At 59.1% G+C, this 18,217-nt stretch carries 18 protein-coding genes and 1 pseudogene; 11 read left to right on the plus strand and 8 right to left on the minus strand.

Annotation, left to right across the window (positions count from 1 at the left end; all coding sequences use genetic code 11):
- Positions 1–30: 30 nt before the first annotated feature.
- The gene (locus JJ959_RS11630; RefSeq protein WP_292883735.1) at positions 31–492 is read right to left on the minus strand and encodes a hypothetical protein; all 462 of its coding nucleotides are present in this window, start codon (positions 490–492) and stop codon (positions 31–33) included.
- Positions 493–532: 40 nt separating this feature from the next.
- Entirely contained in the window at positions 533–820 is a 288-nt protein-coding gene (locus JJ959_RS11635) for a coiled coil domain-containing protein (RefSeq protein ID WP_292883737.1), read from the minus strand.
- A 355-nt stretch (positions 821–1,175) separates the two neighbouring features.
- Here JJ959_RS11635 and JJ959_RS11640 point away from each other — a divergent pair, with 355 nt between their 5' ends.
- Entirely contained in the window at positions 1,176–1,793 is a 618-nt protein-coding gene (locus tag JJ959_RS11640; protein WP_292883740.1) for a DUF2799 domain-containing protein, read from the plus strand.
- A gap of 113 nt (positions 1,794–1,906) precedes the next feature.
- Here the strand turns inward: JJ959_RS11640 and JJ959_RS11645 are convergent, their stop codons facing one another.
- On the minus strand, positions 1,907–2,893 hold the full coding sequence (locus JJ959_RS11645) for a phosphoribosylaminoimidazolesuccinocarboxamide synthase (protein WP_292883743.1): 987 nt from the start codon (positions 2,891–2,893) through the stop codon (positions 1,907–1,909).
- Positions 2,894–3,130: 237 nt separating this feature from the next.
- On the opposite strand from JJ959_RS11645, the gene JJ959_RS11650 reads away from it, so the two are divergent.
- Positions 3,131–3,559 carry a hypothetical protein gene (locus tag JJ959_RS11650; RefSeq protein ID WP_292883745.1) on the plus strand — a complete coding sequence of 143 codons (429 nt, stop codon included), beginning with the start codon at positions 3,131–3,133 and terminating at the stop codon, positions 3,557–3,559.
- Between the two features lie 475 nt (positions 3,560–4,034).
- On the opposite strand, the gene JJ959_RS11655 is transcribed toward JJ959_RS11650, so the two are convergent.
- Positions 4,035–5,000: an IS1595 family transposase gene (locus JJ959_RS11655; protein ID WP_292883748.1), complete on the minus strand. Its 966-nt coding sequence runs from the start codon at positions 4,998–5,000 to the stop codon at positions 4,035–4,037.
- Between the two features lie 113 nt (positions 5,001–5,113).
- Between JJ959_RS11655 and JJ959_RS11660 the strand changes: the two genes are divergently transcribed.
- Positions 5,114–5,344, plus strand: coding sequence for a DUF6471 domain-containing protein (locus tag JJ959_RS11660; protein ID WP_292883751.1), 231 nt, complete (start codon positions 5,114–5,116; stop codon positions 5,342–5,344).
- Positions 5,296–6,228 carry a hypothetical protein gene (locus tag JJ959_RS11665; RefSeq protein WP_292883755.1) on the plus strand — a complete coding sequence of 311 codons (933 nt, stop codon included), beginning with the start codon at positions 5,296–5,298 and terminating at the stop codon, positions 6,226–6,228. The genes JJ959_RS11660 and JJ959_RS11665 overlap by 49 nt, the downstream gene beginning before the upstream one ends.
- Positions 6,229–6,450: 222 nt before the next feature.
- Here JJ959_RS11665 and JJ959_RS11670 read toward each other — a convergent pair whose 3' ends face one another.
- The 3 genes from JJ959_RS11670 to htpG all read right to left on the minus strand — a co-directional run bounded on the left by JJ959_RS11670 (position 6,451) and on the right by htpG (position 10,974).
- On the minus strand, positions 6,451–7,551 hold the full coding sequence (locus JJ959_RS11670) for a hypothetical protein (protein WP_292883758.1): 1,101 nt from the start codon (positions 7,549–7,551) through the stop codon (positions 6,451–6,453).
- 418 nt (positions 7,552–7,969) lie between these two features.
- Positions 7,970–8,920, minus strand: a complete 951-nt coding sequence (locus JJ959_RS11675; RefSeq protein ID WP_292883761.1) for a hypothetical protein — start codon at positions 8,918–8,920, stop codon at positions 7,970–7,972.
- A gap of 161 nt (positions 8,921–9,081) precedes the next feature.
- Positions 9,082–10,974 (minus strand): molecular chaperone HtpG, encoded by a 1,893-nt coding sequence (gene htpG / locus JJ959_RS11680; RefSeq protein WP_292883764.1) that lies wholly within the window; start codon positions 10,972–10,974, stop codon positions 9,082–9,084.
- A 128-nt stretch (positions 10,975–11,102) separates the two neighbouring features.
- Between htpG and JJ959_RS11685 the strand changes: the two genes are divergently transcribed.
- The 7 genes from JJ959_RS11685 (at position 11,103) to JJ959_RS11715 (ending at position 17,928) form a co-directional block, all read left to right on the plus strand.
- Entirely contained in the window at positions 11,103–13,790 is a 2,688-nt protein-coding gene (locus JJ959_RS11685) for a helicase-related protein (RefSeq protein ID WP_292883767.1), read from the plus strand.
- Entirely contained in the window at positions 13,787–14,185 is a 399-nt protein-coding gene (locus JJ959_RS11690; RefSeq protein WP_292883770.1) for an RNA-binding S4 domain-containing protein, read from the plus strand. Before JJ959_RS11685 ends, JJ959_RS11690 begins: the two co-directional genes overlap by 4 nt.
- Positions 14,186–14,270: 85 nt before the next feature.
- Positions 14,271–14,735: a TerB family tellurite resistance protein gene (locus JJ959_RS11695; protein ID WP_292883773.1), complete on the plus strand. Its 465-nt coding sequence runs from the start codon at positions 14,271–14,273 to the stop codon at positions 14,733–14,735.
- Between the two features lie 52 nt (positions 14,736–14,787).
- Positions 14,788–15,126 (plus strand): ferredoxin FdxA, encoded by a 339-nt coding sequence (fdxA, locus tag JJ959_RS11700; protein ID WP_292883776.1) that lies wholly within the window; start codon positions 14,788–14,790, stop codon positions 15,124–15,126.
- A 277-nt stretch (positions 15,127–15,403) separates the two neighbouring features.
- Positions 15,404–15,901 (plus strand): CarD family transcriptional regulator, encoded by a 498-nt coding sequence (locus JJ959_RS11705; protein WP_193187080.1) that lies wholly within the window; start codon positions 15,404–15,406, stop codon positions 15,899–15,901.
- A gap of 143 nt (positions 15,902–16,044) precedes the next feature.
- Positions 16,045–16,896: a hypothetical protein gene (locus JJ959_RS11710; RefSeq protein ID WP_292883786.1), complete on the plus strand. Its 852-nt coding sequence runs from the start codon at positions 16,045–16,047 to the stop codon at positions 16,894–16,896.
- A gap of 147 nt (positions 16,897–17,043) precedes the next feature.
- Positions 17,044–17,928: an RNA polymerase factor sigma-32 gene (locus tag JJ959_RS11715; RefSeq protein ID WP_292883789.1), complete on the plus strand. Its 885-nt coding sequence runs from the start codon at positions 17,044–17,046 to the stop codon at positions 17,926–17,928.
- A 5-nt stretch (positions 17,929–17,933) separates the two neighbouring features.
- On the opposite strand, the pseudogene JJ959_RS11720 reads toward JJ959_RS11715, so the two are convergent.
- A pseudogene (locus JJ959_RS11720) lies at positions 17,934–18,217 on the minus strand (peptidase M48); the annotation flags it as partial.

Raw genomic sequence — 18,217 nt, forward strand, 5'->3', positions numbered from 1 at the left:
TTTCTTCGGATGTCTATTCGACCGGGATATCTATTTCACTGCGGCGCTGTTGTCGGCCGACTCCCAGGTCTCGGCGAAAGAGTCCCAGGCGGCGGCGAAGTCCGCTTTCAGATCGTCCCAGGCATCGGCGGTGCCGGCCTCGAGGGCGTCGTAGCGCGCCCCGAGTTCGGTCCGCGCCGCCTGCAGCTTCGCGAGGCCTTTCTCGGCCGAGGCGCGGGCGTCCTCTGACATCTCGGACCAGTTCTCCTTCATCGCCGCGGCGTAGCGGTCGATTTCCGCGTCGAGCTTGTTCATCGCCTCCTCGGCTTCGGCAACCGCCTGCTTGCGCTCCTGCGCGGTGTATTTGGCGATCGCATCCATGGATTCGGAAATCTCGCTGCGGACTTCCTTCGCGCTGACGAAGGGAGCGGTCTCCGAGGCGATGGCCGGGGCTGCGCCGGCGGTCAGGGCGGCGGCAAGGGCGGTCATGCAAAGGGTGTTGCGGATTTTCATCTCTCGGTCTCCTTGGTGAAAATGGCTTACTGATATCGGGTTACTGGTACCGGGTCCGGGCGTTGTCGAAGGCGGAGGCAATGTCGTCCCAGGCCTTCTCAAAGCCGGATTTCACGTCGTCCCAGGCCCTGTCGCTCGCGTCGCGCAGGTCCTTCAGCCGGGTCTCGGCCTTTTCGCGCTCCCGGCGCATCTCGTCGACCTGGCGCCGGTACTCGATCTTTGCGTCGGCCTCGGCCTCGTCGGCCCTGGCCTTCATGCGATCGATCTCTGCATCCCACTGCGCGATCCGCGCGCGGGCTTTCTCGATGTACAGATCCTTGTCTGTCATATCGCACCTCCTGCCATGACAACGCGCGACGGCGCGGGTTGTTCCGCGGAGGCGCTCCCGGAGCGTTTTGGGGATGCGGAGCTTTGGAGAGAGGCAGCTATGCCATCTATTCTCCTAATTCGTGTCCTTGAGCCGCCGGTCTGCGCTCGAAGCAGGAGGAAGGCGGGCGCGTCGGGGAGCAAGATGTGTCACTGAAACTAGGGACTTAAGCATACCATTTTCCGCGCCGATATGCTTGGCTTGTCCCGAAACGGATCCAGCGGTCTGTCTCCGGAGGCGGACCGGAACCGCCGTTGATTGGGACGCGATCGGAAGGTGCGTCTGCAGTGCGATTTCAACTTATGGATTTTTCAGCATGCGTTCAGCGAAAACCATTCTCCTCGTGTTCTGCGGCCTCATTCTCGCCGGTTGCAGCTCGCTTTCCAAAGAGGAGTGCCGCCTTGGCGACTGGAACGCCATCGGGTTCGCCGATGGATCGACGGGGAAAGGCAGCAAGAGGATCGCCGATCACCGCAAATCATGCGCCGAATACGGCATCAGCCCGAACCTCGATGCCTACCTCGCAGGGCGGGAGCGCGGTCTGGATCACTATTGTGCGCCCTCCAACGGGTACCAGGCGGGATTGCGCGACGACGATTACCACGGCGTCTGCCGGGAACGGGACGAGGCGTCTTTCCTCTCGGCCTACAATGCCGGCCTCGCGGTCCATGAGGTGAAGGACAAGATCGACGATCTCGAATACGAGATCCGGAAGAAGCGGCGCGAGGTCGACGAGGTGGAGAAGGCCCTCGATCTGGCCCGCAGCCGCAAGATCACCTCGGCCGGCGAGGCCGTCCGCAACGAGCTCCTGACCCTGGGCGTCCAGTCGGAACGCCTGAACGGCGAAAAGCGCGTGCTGGAGAAGGAGCTCGAACTCCTGGAAAACGAACTCGCCCGGCTTCTGGAGCGCCACCGGAGCGGCCTGTACAGCTAGTCGGCAATCGGGCGGTTCAAATAGGTCGTCATCCCGGCCGCAGAGCCGGGACCTTATCGAACGAGCGCTCCATAAAAAGGTCCCGGGTCAGGCCCGGGATGACGAGATTTGTTTTAGAAATACTCCGGCAGCGCCGCTGCCAGGGCCTTGCGGATCCGCTCGCGCACCGGAACCGCCGGGTCGGGCTTCTCGAAACTCAGCCCCGTCACCTGCTCGTAGAGCGAGACATACTTGTCGCTGAAGGCGAGCAGCGTCTCGGCCGGGATCTCCGGGATCGGGTCCTTGTAGGGATCGCACTTGGCGGCGATCCAGAGGCGGAGGAACTCCTTGTCGAGGCTCTCCGGCTCCTCGCCGGCGTCGAACCGCTTCTGATAGCTCTCGGCGATCCAGTAGCGGCTGGAATCCGGCGTGTGGATCTCGTCGGCGATGGTGATGGTGCCGTCCCTGTCGATGCCGAACTCGTACTTGGTGTCGACGAGGATCAGCCCGCGCTTCGCCGCCAGTTCCTGCCCGCGGGCGAAGAGCGCGAGGCTCTTTTCCGCCAGCTCGTGCCACTGATCGTTCGTCACCAGATCCGAGGCGAGGATTTCCGCTTCCGTGATCGGCGCGTCATGCCCGCCATCCACCGGCTTCGTCGTCGGCGTGATGATATTCTTCTCGAGCTTCTGGTTCTTCTTCATGCCGTCCGGAAACGGATGGCCGTAGATCACCCGCTCGCCGCGATTGTACATCGTCCAGGCGCTGGTGCTGGTGGAGCCGGTGAGGTACGCCCGCACCACGATCTCGATCGGCACCATCTGGAGATCCTTGACCAGCACGACATTCGGGTCCGGGTAGGAGATCACCTGGTTCGGGCAGATGTCGCCCGTATGGTCGAACCAGTAGCGCGCCGTCTGGGTCAGCACCTGGCCCTTGTAGGGCACTGCCGCCAGCACCTGGTCGAAGGCCGACTGCCGGTCGGTCGCGATCAAGAGGCGCCGCCCGTCCGGCAGCTTGTAGGCATCCCGCACCTTGCCCCGGACGAAGCCCGGCAGTTCGGGGAATTCCGCGTCGGTGAGACAATTGTCGAGAAGCTGCGAGGAGGCGGGCTGCGGCGCCATGGGCGAGGTCCTGTGTGCGGTGAATTCTGTGCGGCGGCACGATAGCGGGTTTGCGCGTGGGTGCAATGGTGGGGTTGGCGGAGAACAGCGGATCGGACCGGGAGGATGTCGAATTGAGGAGTGACTCTCTCAATCCATACGCCCCTCGTTCGTCATCCCGTCGAAGGACCGGAATTAGGTATCAAACGCACCTAGCTCTCCGTGTGGTTAGCACGGCCCGTCCGCTACCCTCACGGCATGGACCGCACCGTATCTGGCCTCATCCGTAAACGCGCTGAGCTATCAGGCGAACGTGAGACCGCTAAAGAACTTCTGTCGCTGCTAGACCAGCAGATCGCCGCGCTGGACGCTGCACTGTCCGTCTTCGGCTATGACCACGCCCGGAACCCCATACGTCCCACGTACAAGCGGGAGCAGGGCTACTTCCGAGCCGGTGAGCTACAGCGCCTTATCCTCGATATCCTCCGCAGCGGCCCGCAGGACGTGTCCAGCATTGTCTCCCGCATCCTTGAGCGGAAGGGCATTGCAGAAGAGAACACCTCAGTACGTGGCGATATCCGTAAGCGGGTGAAGAGAGCGCTTAAGCGGATGGAGGATGCGGGGAAGATCAGGGGTTCAGAAGGCGCAACCTTTGCGATTCTAAAAAACAAAAACTACTCGATTTAGTTGCCTTTGGGTTAAGCCTTACTCTCTTCCGGCCAATAACCTCGGGAGGAGAGAATGGCCTACAGAAAGCGCAATGGAAGCGACACGTGGCATTGGTGCACTAATTGCTCCAACTGGCCGAAGTCAGATTACGATTCGCGCAGCACAAAGCCCGCATCCGGCGAGCTTTGCAATGAATGCCAAGGCAAAGAGAAAGCCGGGAACTGCAAATCTTAACTGGGTATCCTATTTTGGATCTGCATCAACAGAGTTGCGGCGTCCCCAACAAAGTAGAAATCCACATCAATGCTGTCCGCATACGAAACCTTGGCGGACGCCGCAAACCCATCGAAGCACTCAAGGCACACAACCAAGCTTCTCAGATCCAACGGCACGACCGTGTCCCATACGTCGTCAGGAACATGGAAATTGAACTTGTCGCGCTTGCCGCATGCTTTGCATGTTTGCATATATGCCCTCTCTGAGGGCGATATAGCTAACTAGTAGCGGCCCTCTGCCAATACCCCTTCCACTGCCGCGACACCGGATGCGCCAACGCAGCGGCAACCATCGCCGTGAACAGCGTGCCGTTCGGCTGACGGCGGTTGTCCTCACGCCATGCCATCTCACCGGCATACTGATGCAGGTACTTCCCGCTGATGCGGTGATGCTGGCCTAGCTCGGCACGGCGCAGACGGGAGAAGTAGCTTTCCGCCTGATTGGTGCAGGCACCGTCATCCAGAAACGCTATCGAGTGGTTCACCCGGCGCGCATCGTAGTAGCCGTGCAGCGCATCCCAAGATGCGGCTTCGTCGGCGTGGATCACAGAACCCGGCTCGACACGCTCGCGAATGGTGTTCAGCGAGTCCGCTTCCGACGGGAACACGAACGGCAGGGTGCGTCCGCCACGCTCACGCATGACAACGACGACACGGCGCTTGCCGGACTGGTTCACCTTGAAGCGTCGATCCTTACGATCCTCTTTCCGGTTCTCCGGGCGGACGTGACCGCCGAAGTACGCACCGTCTACCTCGACCGCGCCTTTCAGCGTGGCGTCCGCCTGTTCCGCCGCCAGAGCCTCGCGGATCTTGTGAGCCAGCACGTAAGCCGTCTTGTACTGCACGTCCAAGTCACGACCGAGTTGCAGCGCGCTCATGCCCTTGGCAGCGTTCGCAAAGAGCGCCATCGCCAGCAGGATATCGCGCACCGGCAGTTTGCGGCTCGCGAAGATCGTTCCAGACGTGATGCTGAACTGATGCGAGCAACCCTGGCACTTGAAGATCTTGCGCGCCTTGTACTCGTACACCGCGTAGCAGCCGCAGCGGGGGCAGACCGGATCGCCGTCCGTATCGGCCCAACGGATGGCACGGAACAAAGCCCGTGCCTCGTCTTCCGTCATCCGCGCGACTTGAACCACGGACAATGTCCGGGCTTTCGCGGAAAGAAGGAAGTGTTGAGACATCGGGTTGCGCCATCAAATACGTTACTGTTGTAACATATATGGATGCACGCATAGCCATTGTCAATGGCGTTAGTAACAATTATGATGGCGTCAGTAACGAAAGGAGCTACGCCATGAAGTCAGACGACAAGTGGGTGAACCTCGCGAAGGGCATCATCCGTGCGGAAATGACCCGCCGCAGCATCACCTATGATCAGCTCGCGGAGCGGTTGTCAGCGATTGGAATCGAGTTCACCGCAGTCAACCTGCGCAACAAGGTGGCGCGTGGCGGTTTCTCCGCTGTATTCTTCCTCCAATGTCTATCCGCTATTGGTTGTACGCAGTTGCACTTGGGGGATGCCTGATCGCGGCAGCAGCCGCGCTTGCTATCTACACCTGCCCGCTATGCAAGCAGGGCAATTGCGAGATTAGCAACTCCAGCAGCGCATACGACGGCCCCAATAAGACCGGAGAAAAGCCAGCACAGAATGATGGGAGCATTGCACGCGGCGGAGCGCTTCAAGACGCTATAAATCGCGTTGCATCCACGCTCGAAACTATACGCGACCAACCCGAGCCCTCCGAACAGCGCAACCGCGCTCAACAGGACCTGCAAGCCCAACAAAGCATGGCGCAATGGGCGTGCATCATGACTTGGGTCGCTATCCTGCAAAGCATCCTGACCGTTGGCGGCATGGTCGCCATATTCGCGACCCTCAAGTTTACTGCCGATCAAGCTCGCGCTGCGGAAAGAGCCATCGAAAGCGCCGAGAACACTTCCAAGATCGAATTGCGGGCCTACCTGGCTATTGTTCCCGCTGGCTTTGGTTTCGACGGCAACGCGCAACAGGCTATCATTTACGTCCGGCACGAAAACAGCGGACAGACTCTCGGAAAGAAGGTGCGCTTTGCTGGCATCGTGAAATATCTCCAGCACCCTATTCCCGAAGATTACCCGTTCCCAAACATTGAGGCGGGGAAATCCATTACCGTCATCCATCCCCGGCAAACATTTGAAGTTCCCGTCGTTTATGATGGGGCTCTGACGGGAGATGAAATCATTCGAAACAAGAAGCAGCGTTGGCGCTTTTTCGTGTTCGCAAAGCTGCTCTACGAAGACATTTTCGGTGTTCCGCACGAGACTACGGCCTGCTGGTCCGTCGATATATCCAGCTTCCACGTTCGAAAGCCCGGCATGAAACACGACGTGACCTATGAGTATGCTGAGATACACAACGACGCAGATTAGCCCCGCCGCCACCGCCGCGAACCTACGCATTGTCGTCTAGGTGCATTTGATACCTAATCCCGCGAAGGACGGGACCCAGGGATCATAAAACGCCGCCCGTCATCCCCTGGGCCCCGGCCTCCGCCGGGATGACGTCGCGCGTTGGGGAGCACTAAGTATCGTGTCCCCTTAAAGCGGTGATGGTTTAGAGTTTTCTGATCAGATGATTTATCTCAAATGTAGTTATTTCTTGAAAAAACCAGAGATATCACGCTCTTTTATTTGTTTTATCTCCAGCCCATTTTCTTTAATGGAAATGAATTCTCCTTCGTTTTTTCTGGTCCCGATATACGCAACTCGAAGGATTCCATCTATGTTAGCGCAGTCCATTCGTCTTATGTATTCATTTTTGTCTAAGTAGTCGGAAAATTCGAAAACGCCTGTTTCAGTGTTAAAAATACCTTTCTTTTGTGGGTAGTCATATTCTATATTTTTTTCAGATTTTTTAATATTTGCTATTAATAAAATCTCGATATCGGATTTGCGGCACATCGCTGAAATCGAGATAACATTATCGTCCATAGGTACCATTTTTGCAAATTTACTATTAATAGTATACTTTAAAAAATGTCCAATTTCACGTTTTTCGAAACCATCGATATAATTTGCAGCTCTAGAATTTCCAACATTAGCAGAAAAAAATATATCGTCCTCCAAAGATACAATTTCATTAATATGCGTAAAAGCATTTCGCGGAAATGAATTTGGAAACAGTATTGTTTTTGTTTGATTAAAATGTTTTATCGATAAAAAACCACCTCCAAAACGAAATTTTCCGTTGAATCTGTTAACCGTGCTGGTTGCGAAAAAAACACCTTCTCCATTCGAAAGATACCCAGGATATGATCTGTATAATTCAATATCGTGAAAAATGCCCGTTTCGATGATTTCTTTTTCTTTTGTTTCTAAATTATATCTGACGACATCAACCCCGACGCCAACTTCTTTGGACAAATGATTTTCAGTGAACAGTATCTCGCTGTCTATGTGTGGCGAGAATTTGGGATCATGTACAAGAAATCTATCTGTTGATTCGATCAATGTGATCGAGTCATCTTTTGCGCCAGTAATTATGATGGCATTCTTGCCGTTTTCAGGAAAATTGTACGCTGAGAATGCAATATTTTCTCCATCTTTTGAAATCGATATGTCGGTTTGGTTTATTGAGGGCGCCGCGACTGATTCGTTTTCGCACAAGACAAATACTGAGAACCCGCTCAGAGCCCATATTGTGAGCGCTCGTATAGTTGAACGCACCACCTCAAGCGTACCTCTCGATTTCATCGCTCCCGCATTCCTTCACTCACTCGCTTTCCGCCTCTCCGCCATCAGCGGGTCCCGCCGCATATTAATCGGTGCCAATGCGGCCGTCATCCCGGGCCTGACCCGGGATCTCTCGACGACGTGCACAGGCGGAAAGATCCCGGCTCTGCGGCCGGGATTACAGCCTCGAATTGAGTCGTGTTTCCCCTTAACTCCCGGGGTAACGTAGTTTATTTTGGGGCGAAAAATAAGTATCGTTTTCCCTTAATTCCTTAATTCGTAGAATTAAGTAGTGTGTCCCCTTAATCCGAAGGACGGGACCCAGGGATCATAAAGCGCCGCCCGTCATCCCTTGGGCCCCGGCCTGCGCCGGGGTGACGTCGCGGATTAAGTAGTGTCCCCCTAATTGTCCCCCCAAATTTATGAAATAGAACTGAATCTAATTACACTTGTTGCTTTCATAACATTTAATGACCCAGGATTTTGCATCTGTAACAATTAAATCGACCATATTATTATCTTTTGCGTTTTCCATTTTGAATGGCATCCTGTCGTCGTAAATAGTTCTCAAATTGAACAAGTCCTGGGGGCCCATGAATGCGCTTTTTCGCCCGGTTTCCATCAAGCCTAATAGTTCTCCGGGGTAGAAGGCATAGAAAAAAACATTCCCGATACAATTTTCAACCAATTTATTGTTGTCGGATTCGACAATAATCGCCATAGTTTCTTTTATAAAATTAGTTCCGTGAGAAAATTTCTCTACTTTGCATGGATATGATTCAATGTCTAAAATTCTAATGTCAATTCCTTGTGAATCATATAGTTTAATTAGTTTTTGGTAGTCTCCTCTGTTGAGGTAGAGGATTGTAAGGTAGGCGCCTTTCATATTCTTCAATTCAGAATATGATTTTTGAACTATTAATTTGTCAGTTATATTTTCGTATCGGGAGATCTGAGAGGCGATCTTTGAAATTATGACGGGGTCGAGATTTTTCGAGATGATTTCCCTGTAGTATATATGACCATAATAATTTCTTATTTTTAATTCGATATTATTTTTTATTATACTATTTCCACGTTTTGAATTTTCAATTGATGAAAATAAATCGACTTTTAAATCGCTAATTTTTTTTGATTCGAATTCTTTGTAGATGTTTATATTTTTTTCATTTTGTGCAAATGTTTTGTTAGTATGAAAAAATAAAACAACAAATAATATAAGAATTTGTATGAGTCGAAGAGAGATGGAGATAGGTATGTATTCATGAATTTGACTTTTTCTCATCGTCCCCGCAGCCCTTCCTCGTGTGGCGTGCCAACGGTTGCAACACCTAATCCAACGCCACCTTTCTGCGGCCGATGTGTCCACCGTAACCGGCATGCCCGGCACGCATATTAACCGGTGCCCATGCGGTCGTCATCACGGGCGTGACCCGGGTTCTCATAACGGAGTGCGCAGGCAAAAAGATCCCGGCTCTGCGGCCGGGATGACGATAGGGGCGTGAGGGTGACGGGGGCGAGCAGACCCGCCCCCTTGTCATAAAGTGAACCTCAAACCGCCAGCCCGCGCTCCATCGCCAGCGCCAGCCGCCGGGCGAACGCCTTCGGATCCGGCACGGCCTCGCCTTCCATGATGCGGGCCTGGTCGAGCAGCAGGTAGGCCGCGTCTTCCAGTTCCTGGCCGGTCTTGCCCGCCTTCACCCGCTTGGCCAGCGTCTTGATCACCGCGTGCTTGGCATTGATCTCCAGTACCCGCGGGGTCGCCTTCTCGAGCTGCTTGTGCTGGCGCAAGAGGCGTTCGAGATTGATGTCCATGTCGCCCTCGTCGGCGATCAGGCAGACCGGGCTGTCGGTCAGGCGTTTGGACTCGCGGACGTCCTTGACCGTGTCGCCGAGCGCGAGCTTGAGGGAGGCGATCAGCGGGGCGATCTCGGCGCCGGCCTCCTTCTTCGCCTCGTCGTCCTTCTTCGCGTCCTCTTCCTTGTCCTCCTCGCCGCCCTTCACCGCGTCGAGATCGGCGGCGCCGCGGGTGATGGACTTGAACGGCTTGCCCTCGTAGCCGCCGAACATCGCCTGGATCCAGAAATCGTCGATCGGATCGGAGAGCAGCAGGACCTCGACGCCCTTGGCCTTGAAGCCTTCGAGATGCGGCGAGTTCAAGAGCGCTTCGGGGCTCTCGCCGATGATGTAGTAGATGGCCTCCTGGCCCTCCTTCATCCGCTCGGCGTAGTCCTTGAGGCTCACCAACTTGTCGCTCTCGGTGGTCTTGAAGCGGACGAGGGAGAGCAGGGCCTCCTTGTGCTCGCCACTGTCGGAATAGAGCCCTTCCTTCATCACCGGGCCGAAGGCGTCCCAGAACTTGGCGTATTCCTCGGGCTCCTTCTCCGCCTTCTTGGTCAGCTCGGAGAGCACGCGCTTGGTGACGGCGGAGGAGATCTTCTGCAGCACCGGATTGCGCTGCAACAGCTCGCGGCTGACATTGAGCGGCAGGTCCTCGCAGTCGATCACGCCGCGGAGGAAACGCAGGTATTCGGGAACCAGCCCCTCGCAATCGTCGGTGATGAAGACCCGCTTCACATAGAGCTTCACCCGGTTCTTGCGGTCCGGATGGAAGAGGTCGAACGGCCGCTCGGTCGGCACGTAGAGCAGCGAATTGTATTCGATCACGCCCTCGGCCTTCCAGTGCAGGGTGAGCCAGGGGTCGTCGAAGGCATGCGCCGCGTGGTGGTAGAATTCCTTGTACTGCTCGTCGCTGATCTCGCTCTTCGCGCGGGTCCAGAGCGCGGAGGCCTCGTTCAGCGGCTTCTCCTCGTCACCGGAGATGAAGAGGATCGGCACCGGGATATGATCGGAATAGCGCTTCACGATGTGCTGCAGGCGCGCTTCCTCGAGGAACTCGAGGGCGTCGTCCTTCAGATGCATGGTGATGATGGTGCCGCGATTGGCCTTCTCGGCATCCGCGATGGTGTATTCGCCGAGCCCGTCGGAGGTCCAGAGATGGGCCTTCTCCTCGCCGGCGCGCCGGGTCAGCACCTCGACCTTGTCGGCGATCATGAAGGCGGAATAGAAGCCGACGCCGAACTGGCCGATCAGGCTGGCGTCCTTCTTCTCGTCGCCCGAGAGGTTGGAGACGAAGGCTTCGGTGCCGGAGCGCGCGATGGTGCCGAGATTGTCGGCCAGCTCCTCGGCGCTCATGCCGATGCCGTTGTCGGAGAGGGTGAGGGTCTTCGCCTCCTTGTCGGCGGCGATCTTGATCTTGAATTCGCCGTCGCCCGTGGTCAGTTCAGGCTTGGTCAGCGCGAGATAGCGCAGCTTGTCGCAAGCATCCGAAGCGTTGGAGATCAGTTCGCGCAGGAAGACTTCGCGCTCGCTGTAGAGCGAATTGGCGACGATCTTGAGGAGCTTGCTGACCTCGGCCTGGAACGTCCGCTTTTCCGCAGTCATTTTCGCGATCACCTCTTGCTTAAAATGGGATCAATGTGATTGATGAGGCCTGATATGTGGGAAGTTGGAATTAATCGCAAGTCCCGCGCCGCCCCCATTTTGATCGAGGGCCAATCCGAAACCTTCCCATGAGCAGTTCGACGCAAGAGGGCCGCATCACCGCGATGCTGGGCCCGACCAACACCGGCAAGACCTATTTCGCGATCGAGCGGATGCTCGGCCATGCCACCGGCATGATCGGCTTCCCGCTGCGCCTGCTTGCACGCGAGAACTACGACCGGATCGTCGCGCTCAAAGGGAAACAGGCCGTCGCGCTGATCACCGGCGAGGAGAAGATCCTGCCGCCAAGGGCGCGCTATTTCGTCTGCACGGTCGAATCCATGCCGACGGACCGTTTCGTCGATTTCCTCGCGGTGGACGAGATCCAGCTCTGCGGCGACCGCGAGCGCGGCCATGTCTTCACCGACCGGCTGCTGCATGCGCGCGGCCGGCAGGAGACCATGTTCCTCGGCTCCGACATCATCCGCCCGCTGATCAGGAAACTGGTGCCGAAGGCGGAGATCGTCGGACGGGCCCGGCTCTCGAACCTGACCTATACCGGCCCGCGCAAGCTGACCCGGCTGCCGCGGCGCTCCGCCATCGTCGCCTTCTCCGCGGCCGACGTCTATGTGCTGGCCGAGATCGTCCGCCGTCAGCGCGGCGGCGCCGCCGTGGTGCTCGGCGCGCTTTCGCCGCGCGCCCGCAATGCCCAGGTCGCGATGTACCAGGAGGGCGAGGTCGATTACCTGATCGCGACCGACGCCATCGGCATGGGGCTGAACATGGATGTCGACCATGTCGCCTTCGCCGAGGACATGAAGTTCGACGGCCGCGCCCCGAGGCGCCTGACGCCGCCGGAAATGGCGCAGATCGCCGGTCGCGCCGGACGGCACATGAATGACGGCACCTTCGGGGTGACGGCCGATTGCCCGCCGCTCGACGAGGAGATGGTGGAGGCGCTGGAGAACCACAGCTTCGACCCGCTGCGCCATGTCTACTGGCGCAACAGCCGGCTCTCCTTCGGAAGTCTCGGCCTGCTCCGGCGTTCGCTGGAGACCCACAGCCAGGAACCGCACGTGATCCGCAAGCGCGACGCCGAGGACCAGCAGGCGCTGGAGGCGATGGCGCGCATCGAGGCGGTGCAGGACCGGGCGACCTCGCCCGACCGGGTGAAGCTGCTCTGGGACATCTGCCAGATCCCGGATTTCCGCAAGACCATGAGCGAGTCGCACGCCCAGCTGCTGTCGAAGATCTTCTTCGATCTGACCGACGGGCCGGAGCGTCTGGCGACCGACTGGGTGGCGAACCAGGTGAAGCGCCACGACCGCACGGACGGCGATATCGACACGCTGGTAAACCGTATCGCACATATCCGCACTTGGACGTATATTACCCACCGGGGAGATTGGGTGTCCGACCCCGCGCACTGGCAGGCCCAGACGCGGGCGGTCGAAGACCGCCTTTCGGATGCTCTGCACGACAAGCTCACCCAGCGGTTCGTCGACAAGCGCGCGGCATTGTTCATGCGCAAGCTGAAGGACGGCGGGAACTTGTCTGCGGCCGTGAAATCCGACAGTACGGTGGTCGTGGAGGGCCATGCTGTCGGTCACATGGAAGGATTGAGATTCGTGCCTGATGTAGTTGATAGCGCCAACGCGAAGCCGGTTCTGACGGCGGCGCGCAAAGTCCTGCCGGAGGAACTCGCCCGGCGGACCGGTCAGATCGAGGCGGCGGACAACGCGGCCTTCTCGATCGGGCCGAAAGGATCGGTGATCTGGCTCGGGGCGGAAATCGCCCAGCTCGAGGCGGGTGCCGATATCCTCTCGCCGCAGATCCGCGTCGCGAACGAGGAACTGCTCGACGGCGAGATGCGCAAGAGGATCGAGACCCGGCTGCGCGCCTGGCTCTCCGGCGAGATCGAGGAGCGCCTCGGCGCCCTGACGGCGATCAAGGGCGCGGAGCTGGAAGGCGCCGCCCGGGGGATCGCGTACCAGGTGCTGGAAGGCGTCGGCGGGGTCTCCGCCGACAAGGTCTCCTCGCTGCGCCGCGATCTCGACGACGAGCAGCGCAAGTCGCTTGCCCGTCTGGGCATCCGTTTCGGCACCGAGACCGTGTTTCTGCCGGTGCTGCTGAAGCCCAAGGCCGTCGAATTCCGCGCCATGCTCTGGAGCGTCCATTCCGGCCAGTTCCCGGAAGGCGGACCGCCGCCGGCGGGACGCGTCATGGTGACCCGGTCCGAGGATGCGAGCGACGAGTTCTATCTCGCCATCGGCTACAAGCGGGTCGGCGGTCATGCGGTGCGTGCCGACATGCTGGAACGCGTCGCCCAGATGGTGCGCCAGGCCGCTCGTGAGGGGGCCTTCGCGATCTCGGCCGACATGCTCTCTCTGGCCGGAGTCGGGCACGAGGCGATGGCGGAGATCCTGACCGATCTCGGCTACCGCCGCGGCGAGGATGTCGAGGGCGAGCCCCGCTTCATCGCCCGCCGCCGCGAGCCGAAGCGCCGTCCCGAGGGCGAAAAACGGCTGGAAGGCGAGAAAAGGCCGGAGCGCAACCGTCAGAACGGCAAGCCGGGGCAGCAGGCCGGCGACGGCGAGAAGCGCGAGCGCAAGGGTCGGCCGAACGGTGAGCGCAAGGACGGTCCGCGCGGGCCGAAGCGCAAAGACGGTGGCCCGCGGGGGCCGAAAGGTCCGAAGGTCATCAGCTCGAACGGTCCGGCGATGCGGCCCGAGGATTCTCCCTTCGCGGTGCTGCAGCAGCTCAAACTGGCGAAATGAGCGAAGCCGGGACCCAGCGTCTCGACAAGTGGCTCTGGTGCGCCCGGTTCTTCAAGAGCCGGGGGCTCGCCAACAAGATGCTCGGCGCCGGACGTCTCCGGCTTTCCGGCAAGACCGTCACCAAGGCGCACCAGCTGGTGCGCGAGGGCGACGTCCTGACCTTTCCCCAGGGCCCGCATATCCGCGTGGTGAAGGTCCTGTTCCTCGCCGAGCGCCGCGGCCCGGCGCCGGAAGCGCAATTGCTGTACGAGGATCTGGCGCCGATCGAGCCCGCGGGACCGAAACCCGGTGAAGCGCCCGCGCCGGCCCCCGCAGCGAAGCGCGATCCCGGGGCGGGACGGCCGACGAAGCGGGAACGGCGGCAGACGGACCAGCTCCGCTCACGCGACGAGTAGCTGCGCGGTCAGGCCGGAGCGGCAGGTTGTCAAATTCGTCAGAGGGCTTAGATAGGGGGCATTTCCCGTTGCCATTGGATTTTTCATGCTTGGTTCGCTGAAGACCTTTTTCGACAAGTTCGGCGCCGACGGCGCCGGTGAGGCTGCAAAGCTGGACGGCGTCGCCGAGGCGGTCGCCACCCTGCTGGTGAAGGCGGCGTCCCTCGACGGAGAGTTCGGTGAGGAAGAGCGCCGCGCGATCGAGGCTCTGCTTGAACGCCGGTTCGGCCTGCCGGAGACGGATGTCCGACGCCTGATCGACGATGCCGTCGCCGAAATGGAGCAAAGCGTCGATTTCTACAGCTACACGCGGGTGATTCGGGACGAGTTCGATCACGACAAACGGGTCGAACTGATGGAAATGCTTTGGGAAGTCGCCTATGCGGACGGCGTCCTGCACGATCACGAGGCCAGCCTGATGCGCCGGGTGACGGGGCTGATTTATGTCTCGGATCAGGAAAGCGGCGCAGCGCGCAAACGTGTCATGCAGAAACTCGGGCTTGCCGAATAACCCGTTTTTCATTAACGAGACCGACGAGGTTCGCCGGGCATGGAGTCTTTTGATGACGTACATCGTCAACGATCTCTGCATTAAGTGTAAGTACACCGACTGCGTCGAAGTGTGCCCGGTCGACTGTTTCTATGAAGGCGAGAACATGCTCGTCATTCATCCCGACGAATGCATCGATTGCGGTGTGTGCGAGCCGGAATGCCCGGCCGAGGCGATCCTGCCGGATACCGAGCCGGAAGCGGAAAAGTGGATCGAGTTCAATCGGCAATATTCCGAGCAATGGCCGAACATCACGCGCAAGATCGACGCCATGCCGGACGCCGATAATTTCCAGGGCGTCGAAGGAAAATTCGACAAGTTTTTCTCGCCGGCTCCGGGCAAGGGCGATTAACCTCAGGATTTCGCGCATTTGTCATAAAATTGTAAGCCATGCGCCCTGCGGGGGCGGGCCATGCGCCCGCAGACTCCCAATTTGATGAATTTTGTGATAATGTGTGTGAATTCGGTGGGGCAAAACGTCTCGCCTCGCCGCCGTATCCGGGAAGGTTTCGGACCATAGTCGAGCGGTATCCGCGAAGGCGGGCATTGGCCCGCTTTTTTGGCGCCCGCCGATAGCCTTCCGCGCTTGATGCGAGCCCGTGGTCCAGACAAGTGAGAGAGACCGACGAATGACAAAAAAAGTGGAGTTCAAGGCTGGGGATTTCGTGGTCTATCCGACCCATGGCGTCGGTAAGATCATTGGCACCGAAACTCAGCAAATCGCAGGGACTGAACTTGATCTGCTGGTGATCACCTTCGAACAAGACCGCATGACTCTGCGGATTCCGGTAGGGAAAGCCAACAATTCCGGTCTGCGCCGCCTCAGCACGCGCAAGCAGATGGATGCTGCGATCACCAAGCTGAAGGGCCGCGCGCGCGTGCGGCGGACCATGTGGTCCCGCCGTGCCCAGGAGTACGAGGCGAAGATCAATTCCGGCGATCCGGTGTCCATCGCCGAAGTCGTCCGCGACCTGCGCCGCAATACCGGCCAAGCCGACCAGTCTTACAGCGAACGGCAGATGTACCAGGCCGCGCTCGACCGTCTGGCGCGTGAATTTGCCGCGATCGAGAAGATCGACGAGGACGCGGCGACGGATCGGCTCGAGAAGATCATGGCGGCTGCCTGATCCCGGCAGTCAGCCCAAACGGACATTTCATGTTTGCAGGCGGCGCCATCGGCGCCGCCTGTTTCGTTTCGAGGAACCCAGGGTCAACTTCGACCGTTGGCGTCCGGCGTGTGAATTGCTATCTGGAGGGGAGGAGCAAAGCGATGTCAGACGCGGCAAAATCAGAAATGGGCCAGCCGAGCCTTCCGCTCGCAACGGACGCCCGCTTCGCCATTCTGCGCAACTGCACGCGTGTCTGGGCGGTGGCCTCTATCCATGGAGATGCGGAGCGGCTCGCGGCCCTGCACGCCGCCATGAGCGAGCGATTCGAGCCGGGCGACAAGATCGTCTATCTCGGAAATTATTACGGCCATGGCGGGTCGATCATCGAGACGGTCGACGAGCTGCTCCGGTTCCGGCGCCTTGTCTTGGCCCAGCCGCCCTATACCCATCCCGACGATATCGTGTTCCTGCGCGGCCGCCAGGAGGAGATGTGGCGCAAGATGCTGCAGCTTCAGTTCGCCGGCGATTGCGACGAAATTCTCGACTGGATGTTGAAGCGCGGTGCCGCGGCGACCCTCGAAGCCTATGGCGGCCGAGAGCAGCAGGCACGCGCCGCGATTTCGGAGGGGCTGCTCGCCGTCAGCCGTTGGACCGGCCAGTTGCGCCAGGCCATCCGTGCGCATCCCGGGCACAACGAATTCATGGCCGGGTTCCGCCGGGCAGCATACACGGAGGACGGAGGTCTGCTGTTCGTCAGCACCGGGCTGGATCCGGTCCGTCCGCTCGCCGATCAGGAAGACGGGTTCTGGTGGAACAGCCAGGGATTTGCCTCTCTCTCGGACGCCGGTTACGGCGGGTTCGCCAAAGTCGTGCGCGGCTTCGATCCGGCGCATGAGGGCATCGTCGAGACCCAATCGACACTCAGTCTCGACGGTGGAGCCGGGTTCGACGGCGTGCTGAACGCCGTTTGTCTCACCCGCGGTGGGGCGATGGTCGACCAACTTTGTGTCTGAACCCGCTGCCCATTGCACTCAGCCGTATGCGCTCTCGCGTTTGTGATCCGATAAGAGTCGCCAAAACACCCCTCCAGTGATCCGATTTCCTCGGGGGACCGTAGAGCATCGTGAGAAATATCACTGGTGCGGTGTGGAGGTGGAGCTATGGCACATATCGACGACCCCGAAACGCGGCGCGCCAACGTCAGTTACATCAAGTCGAGCATGAACGAACCGCTCCTCGAACGGGAAGAGGAGCTTGAGCTTGCGCGCGCATGGCGCGAGGAGGGGTGTGAGAAGTCTCTCCATCTTCTGGTTCGCTCCTACACCCGCCTCGTCGTGAGCTCCGCCTCGAAATACCGTAACTACGGACTGCCGATCGGTGACCTGATCCAGGAAGGCAATGTCGGCCTCATGCAGGCCGCCGCCCGGTTCGAGCCGGAGCGCGAAGTGCGCTTCTCGACCTACGCCAGCTGGTGGATCCGCTCGGCCATCCAGGATTACGTGCTGCGCAACTGGTCGATTGTCCGCACGGGCACCACTGCTGCTCAAAAGTCCCTGTTCTTCAATCTCCGCCGTCTCAGGGCGAAGATCCAGCAGGCGTCTGAGGAGCTTAGCCTCGACGAGCAACGACAGCGTGTCGCGCAAGAACTCGGTGTCGGCCTCAAGGATGTCGAGGCCATGGAACAGCGGATGTCCGCATCGGATCAGTCCCTCAACGCGCCGATCGGCGAGAGCGGCGAGGACGAATGGCTGGAGCTGCTATCCGACGAACGTCCGACGCCGGAAGATATCGTGACAGGCATGCGGGACGCCGAGACCCGATCCAAATGGCTCAAGGAAGCGCTCTGCGAGCTCAGCCCGCGGGAGCAGACCATCATTCAGCGCCGGCGTCTGGTCGAGGACGGTGCGACGCTGGAGGAACTCGGCGTGGTGCTTGGCGTCAGCAAGGAGCGCGTCCGACAGCTCGAACACCGTGCGATGCTGAAGCTGAAGCAGCATATCAGCCGGAATGTCGACCGGAGTTCGGATCTCTATACCGAAATCTGAAACCGTTATCGCGGCCCGACCGTCTTCACGCGCGTTCCCGGGGCTGGCAGCCCGTCGGTCTCCAGTCCGTTCATGACCCTGAAGAAGCGGACCTCGTAGCCCGGATGCGGAACGCCGGAGGCGAGGACAGGTTCGGTATCGCCCGGGTCCACCGTCACGACCTTGATCTCGAGCGGGCGCGCCGAGGCCCGCTCCTCATCCGTCAGCTGCCGGAAGCTGTAGGTGGTCCGGCGCAGATCCTCGCTCAGAGCATTGGTTCTCTGTCGCGGGATCAGGAACTGCATCCGGT

Origin of the sequence: Nisaea sp., assembly GCF_017640745.1 — a bacterium.
In the GTDB taxonomy this organism is placed as follows: domain Bacteria; phylum Pseudomonadota; class Alphaproteobacteria; order Thalassobaculales; family Thalassobaculaceae; genus Nisaea.

Excerpts from the sequence above, each read along its gene's own strand:
- JJ959_RS11645 (WP_292883743.1), bottom strand. The coding sequence starts at position 2,893 with ATGGCGCCGCAGCCCGCCTCCTCGCAGCTTCTCGACAATTGTCTCACC.
- htpG (WP_292883764.1), bottom strand. The coding sequence starts at position 10,974 with ATGACTGCGGAAAAGCGGACGTTCCAGGCCGAGGTCAGCAAGCTCCTC.
- JJ959_RS11640 (WP_292883740.1), top strand. The coding sequence starts at position 1,176 with ATGCGTTCAGCGAAAACCATTCTCCTCGTGTTCTGCGGCCTCATTCTC.
- JJ959_RS11695 (WP_292883773.1), top strand. The coding sequence starts at position 14,271 with ATGCTTGGTTCGCTGAAGACCTTTTTCGACAAGTTCGGCGCCGACGGC.
- JJ959_RS11665 (WP_292883755.1), top strand. The coding sequence starts at position 5,296 with ATGTCTATCCGCTATTGGTTGTACGCAGTTGCACTTGGGGGATGCCTG.
- JJ959_RS11670 (WP_292883758.1), bottom strand. The coding sequence starts at position 7,551 with ATGAAATCGAGAGGTACGCTTGAGGTGGTGCGTTCAACTATACGAGCG.
- JJ959_RS11710 (WP_292883786.1), top strand. The coding sequence starts at position 16,045 with ATGTCAGACGCGGCAAAATCAGAAATGGGCCAGCCGAGCCTTCCGCTC.
- JJ959_RS11650 (WP_292883745.1), top strand. The coding sequence starts at position 3,131 with ATGGACCGCACCGTATCTGGCCTCATCCGTAAACGCGCTGAGCTATCA.
- JJ959_RS11690 (WP_292883770.1), top strand. The coding sequence starts at position 13,787 with ATGAGCGAAGCCGGGACCCAGCGTCTCGACAAGTGGCTCTGGTGCGCC.
- JJ959_RS11655 (WP_292883748.1), bottom strand. The coding sequence starts at position 5,000 with ATGTCTCAACACTTCCTTCTTTCCGCGAAAGCCCGGACATTGTCCGTG.
- JJ959_RS11635 (WP_292883737.1), bottom strand. The coding sequence starts at position 820 with ATGACAGACAAGGATCTGTACATCGAGAAAGCCCGCGCGCGGATCGCG.
- JJ959_RS11685 (WP_292883767.1), top strand. The coding sequence starts at position 11,103 with ATGAGCAGTTCGACGCAAGAGGGCCGCATCACCGCGATGCTGGGCCCG.
- JJ959_RS11715 (WP_292883789.1), top strand. The coding sequence starts at position 17,044 with ATGGCACATATCGACGACCCCGAAACGCGGCGCGCCAACGTCAGTTAC.
- fdxA (WP_292883776.1), top strand. The coding sequence starts at position 14,788 with ATGACGTACATCGTCAACGATCTCTGCATTAAGTGTAAGTACACCGAC.
- JJ959_RS11705 (WP_193187080.1), top strand. The coding sequence starts at position 15,404 with ATGACAAAAAAAGTGGAGTTCAAGGCTGGGGATTTCGTGGTCTATCCG.
- JJ959_RS11660 (WP_292883751.1), top strand. The coding sequence starts at position 5,114 with ATGAAGTCAGACGACAAGTGGGTGAACCTCGCGAAGGGCATCATCCGT.
- JJ959_RS11630 (WP_292883735.1), bottom strand. The coding sequence starts at position 492 with ATGAAAATCCGCAACACCCTTTGCATGACCGCCCTTGCCGCCGCCCTG.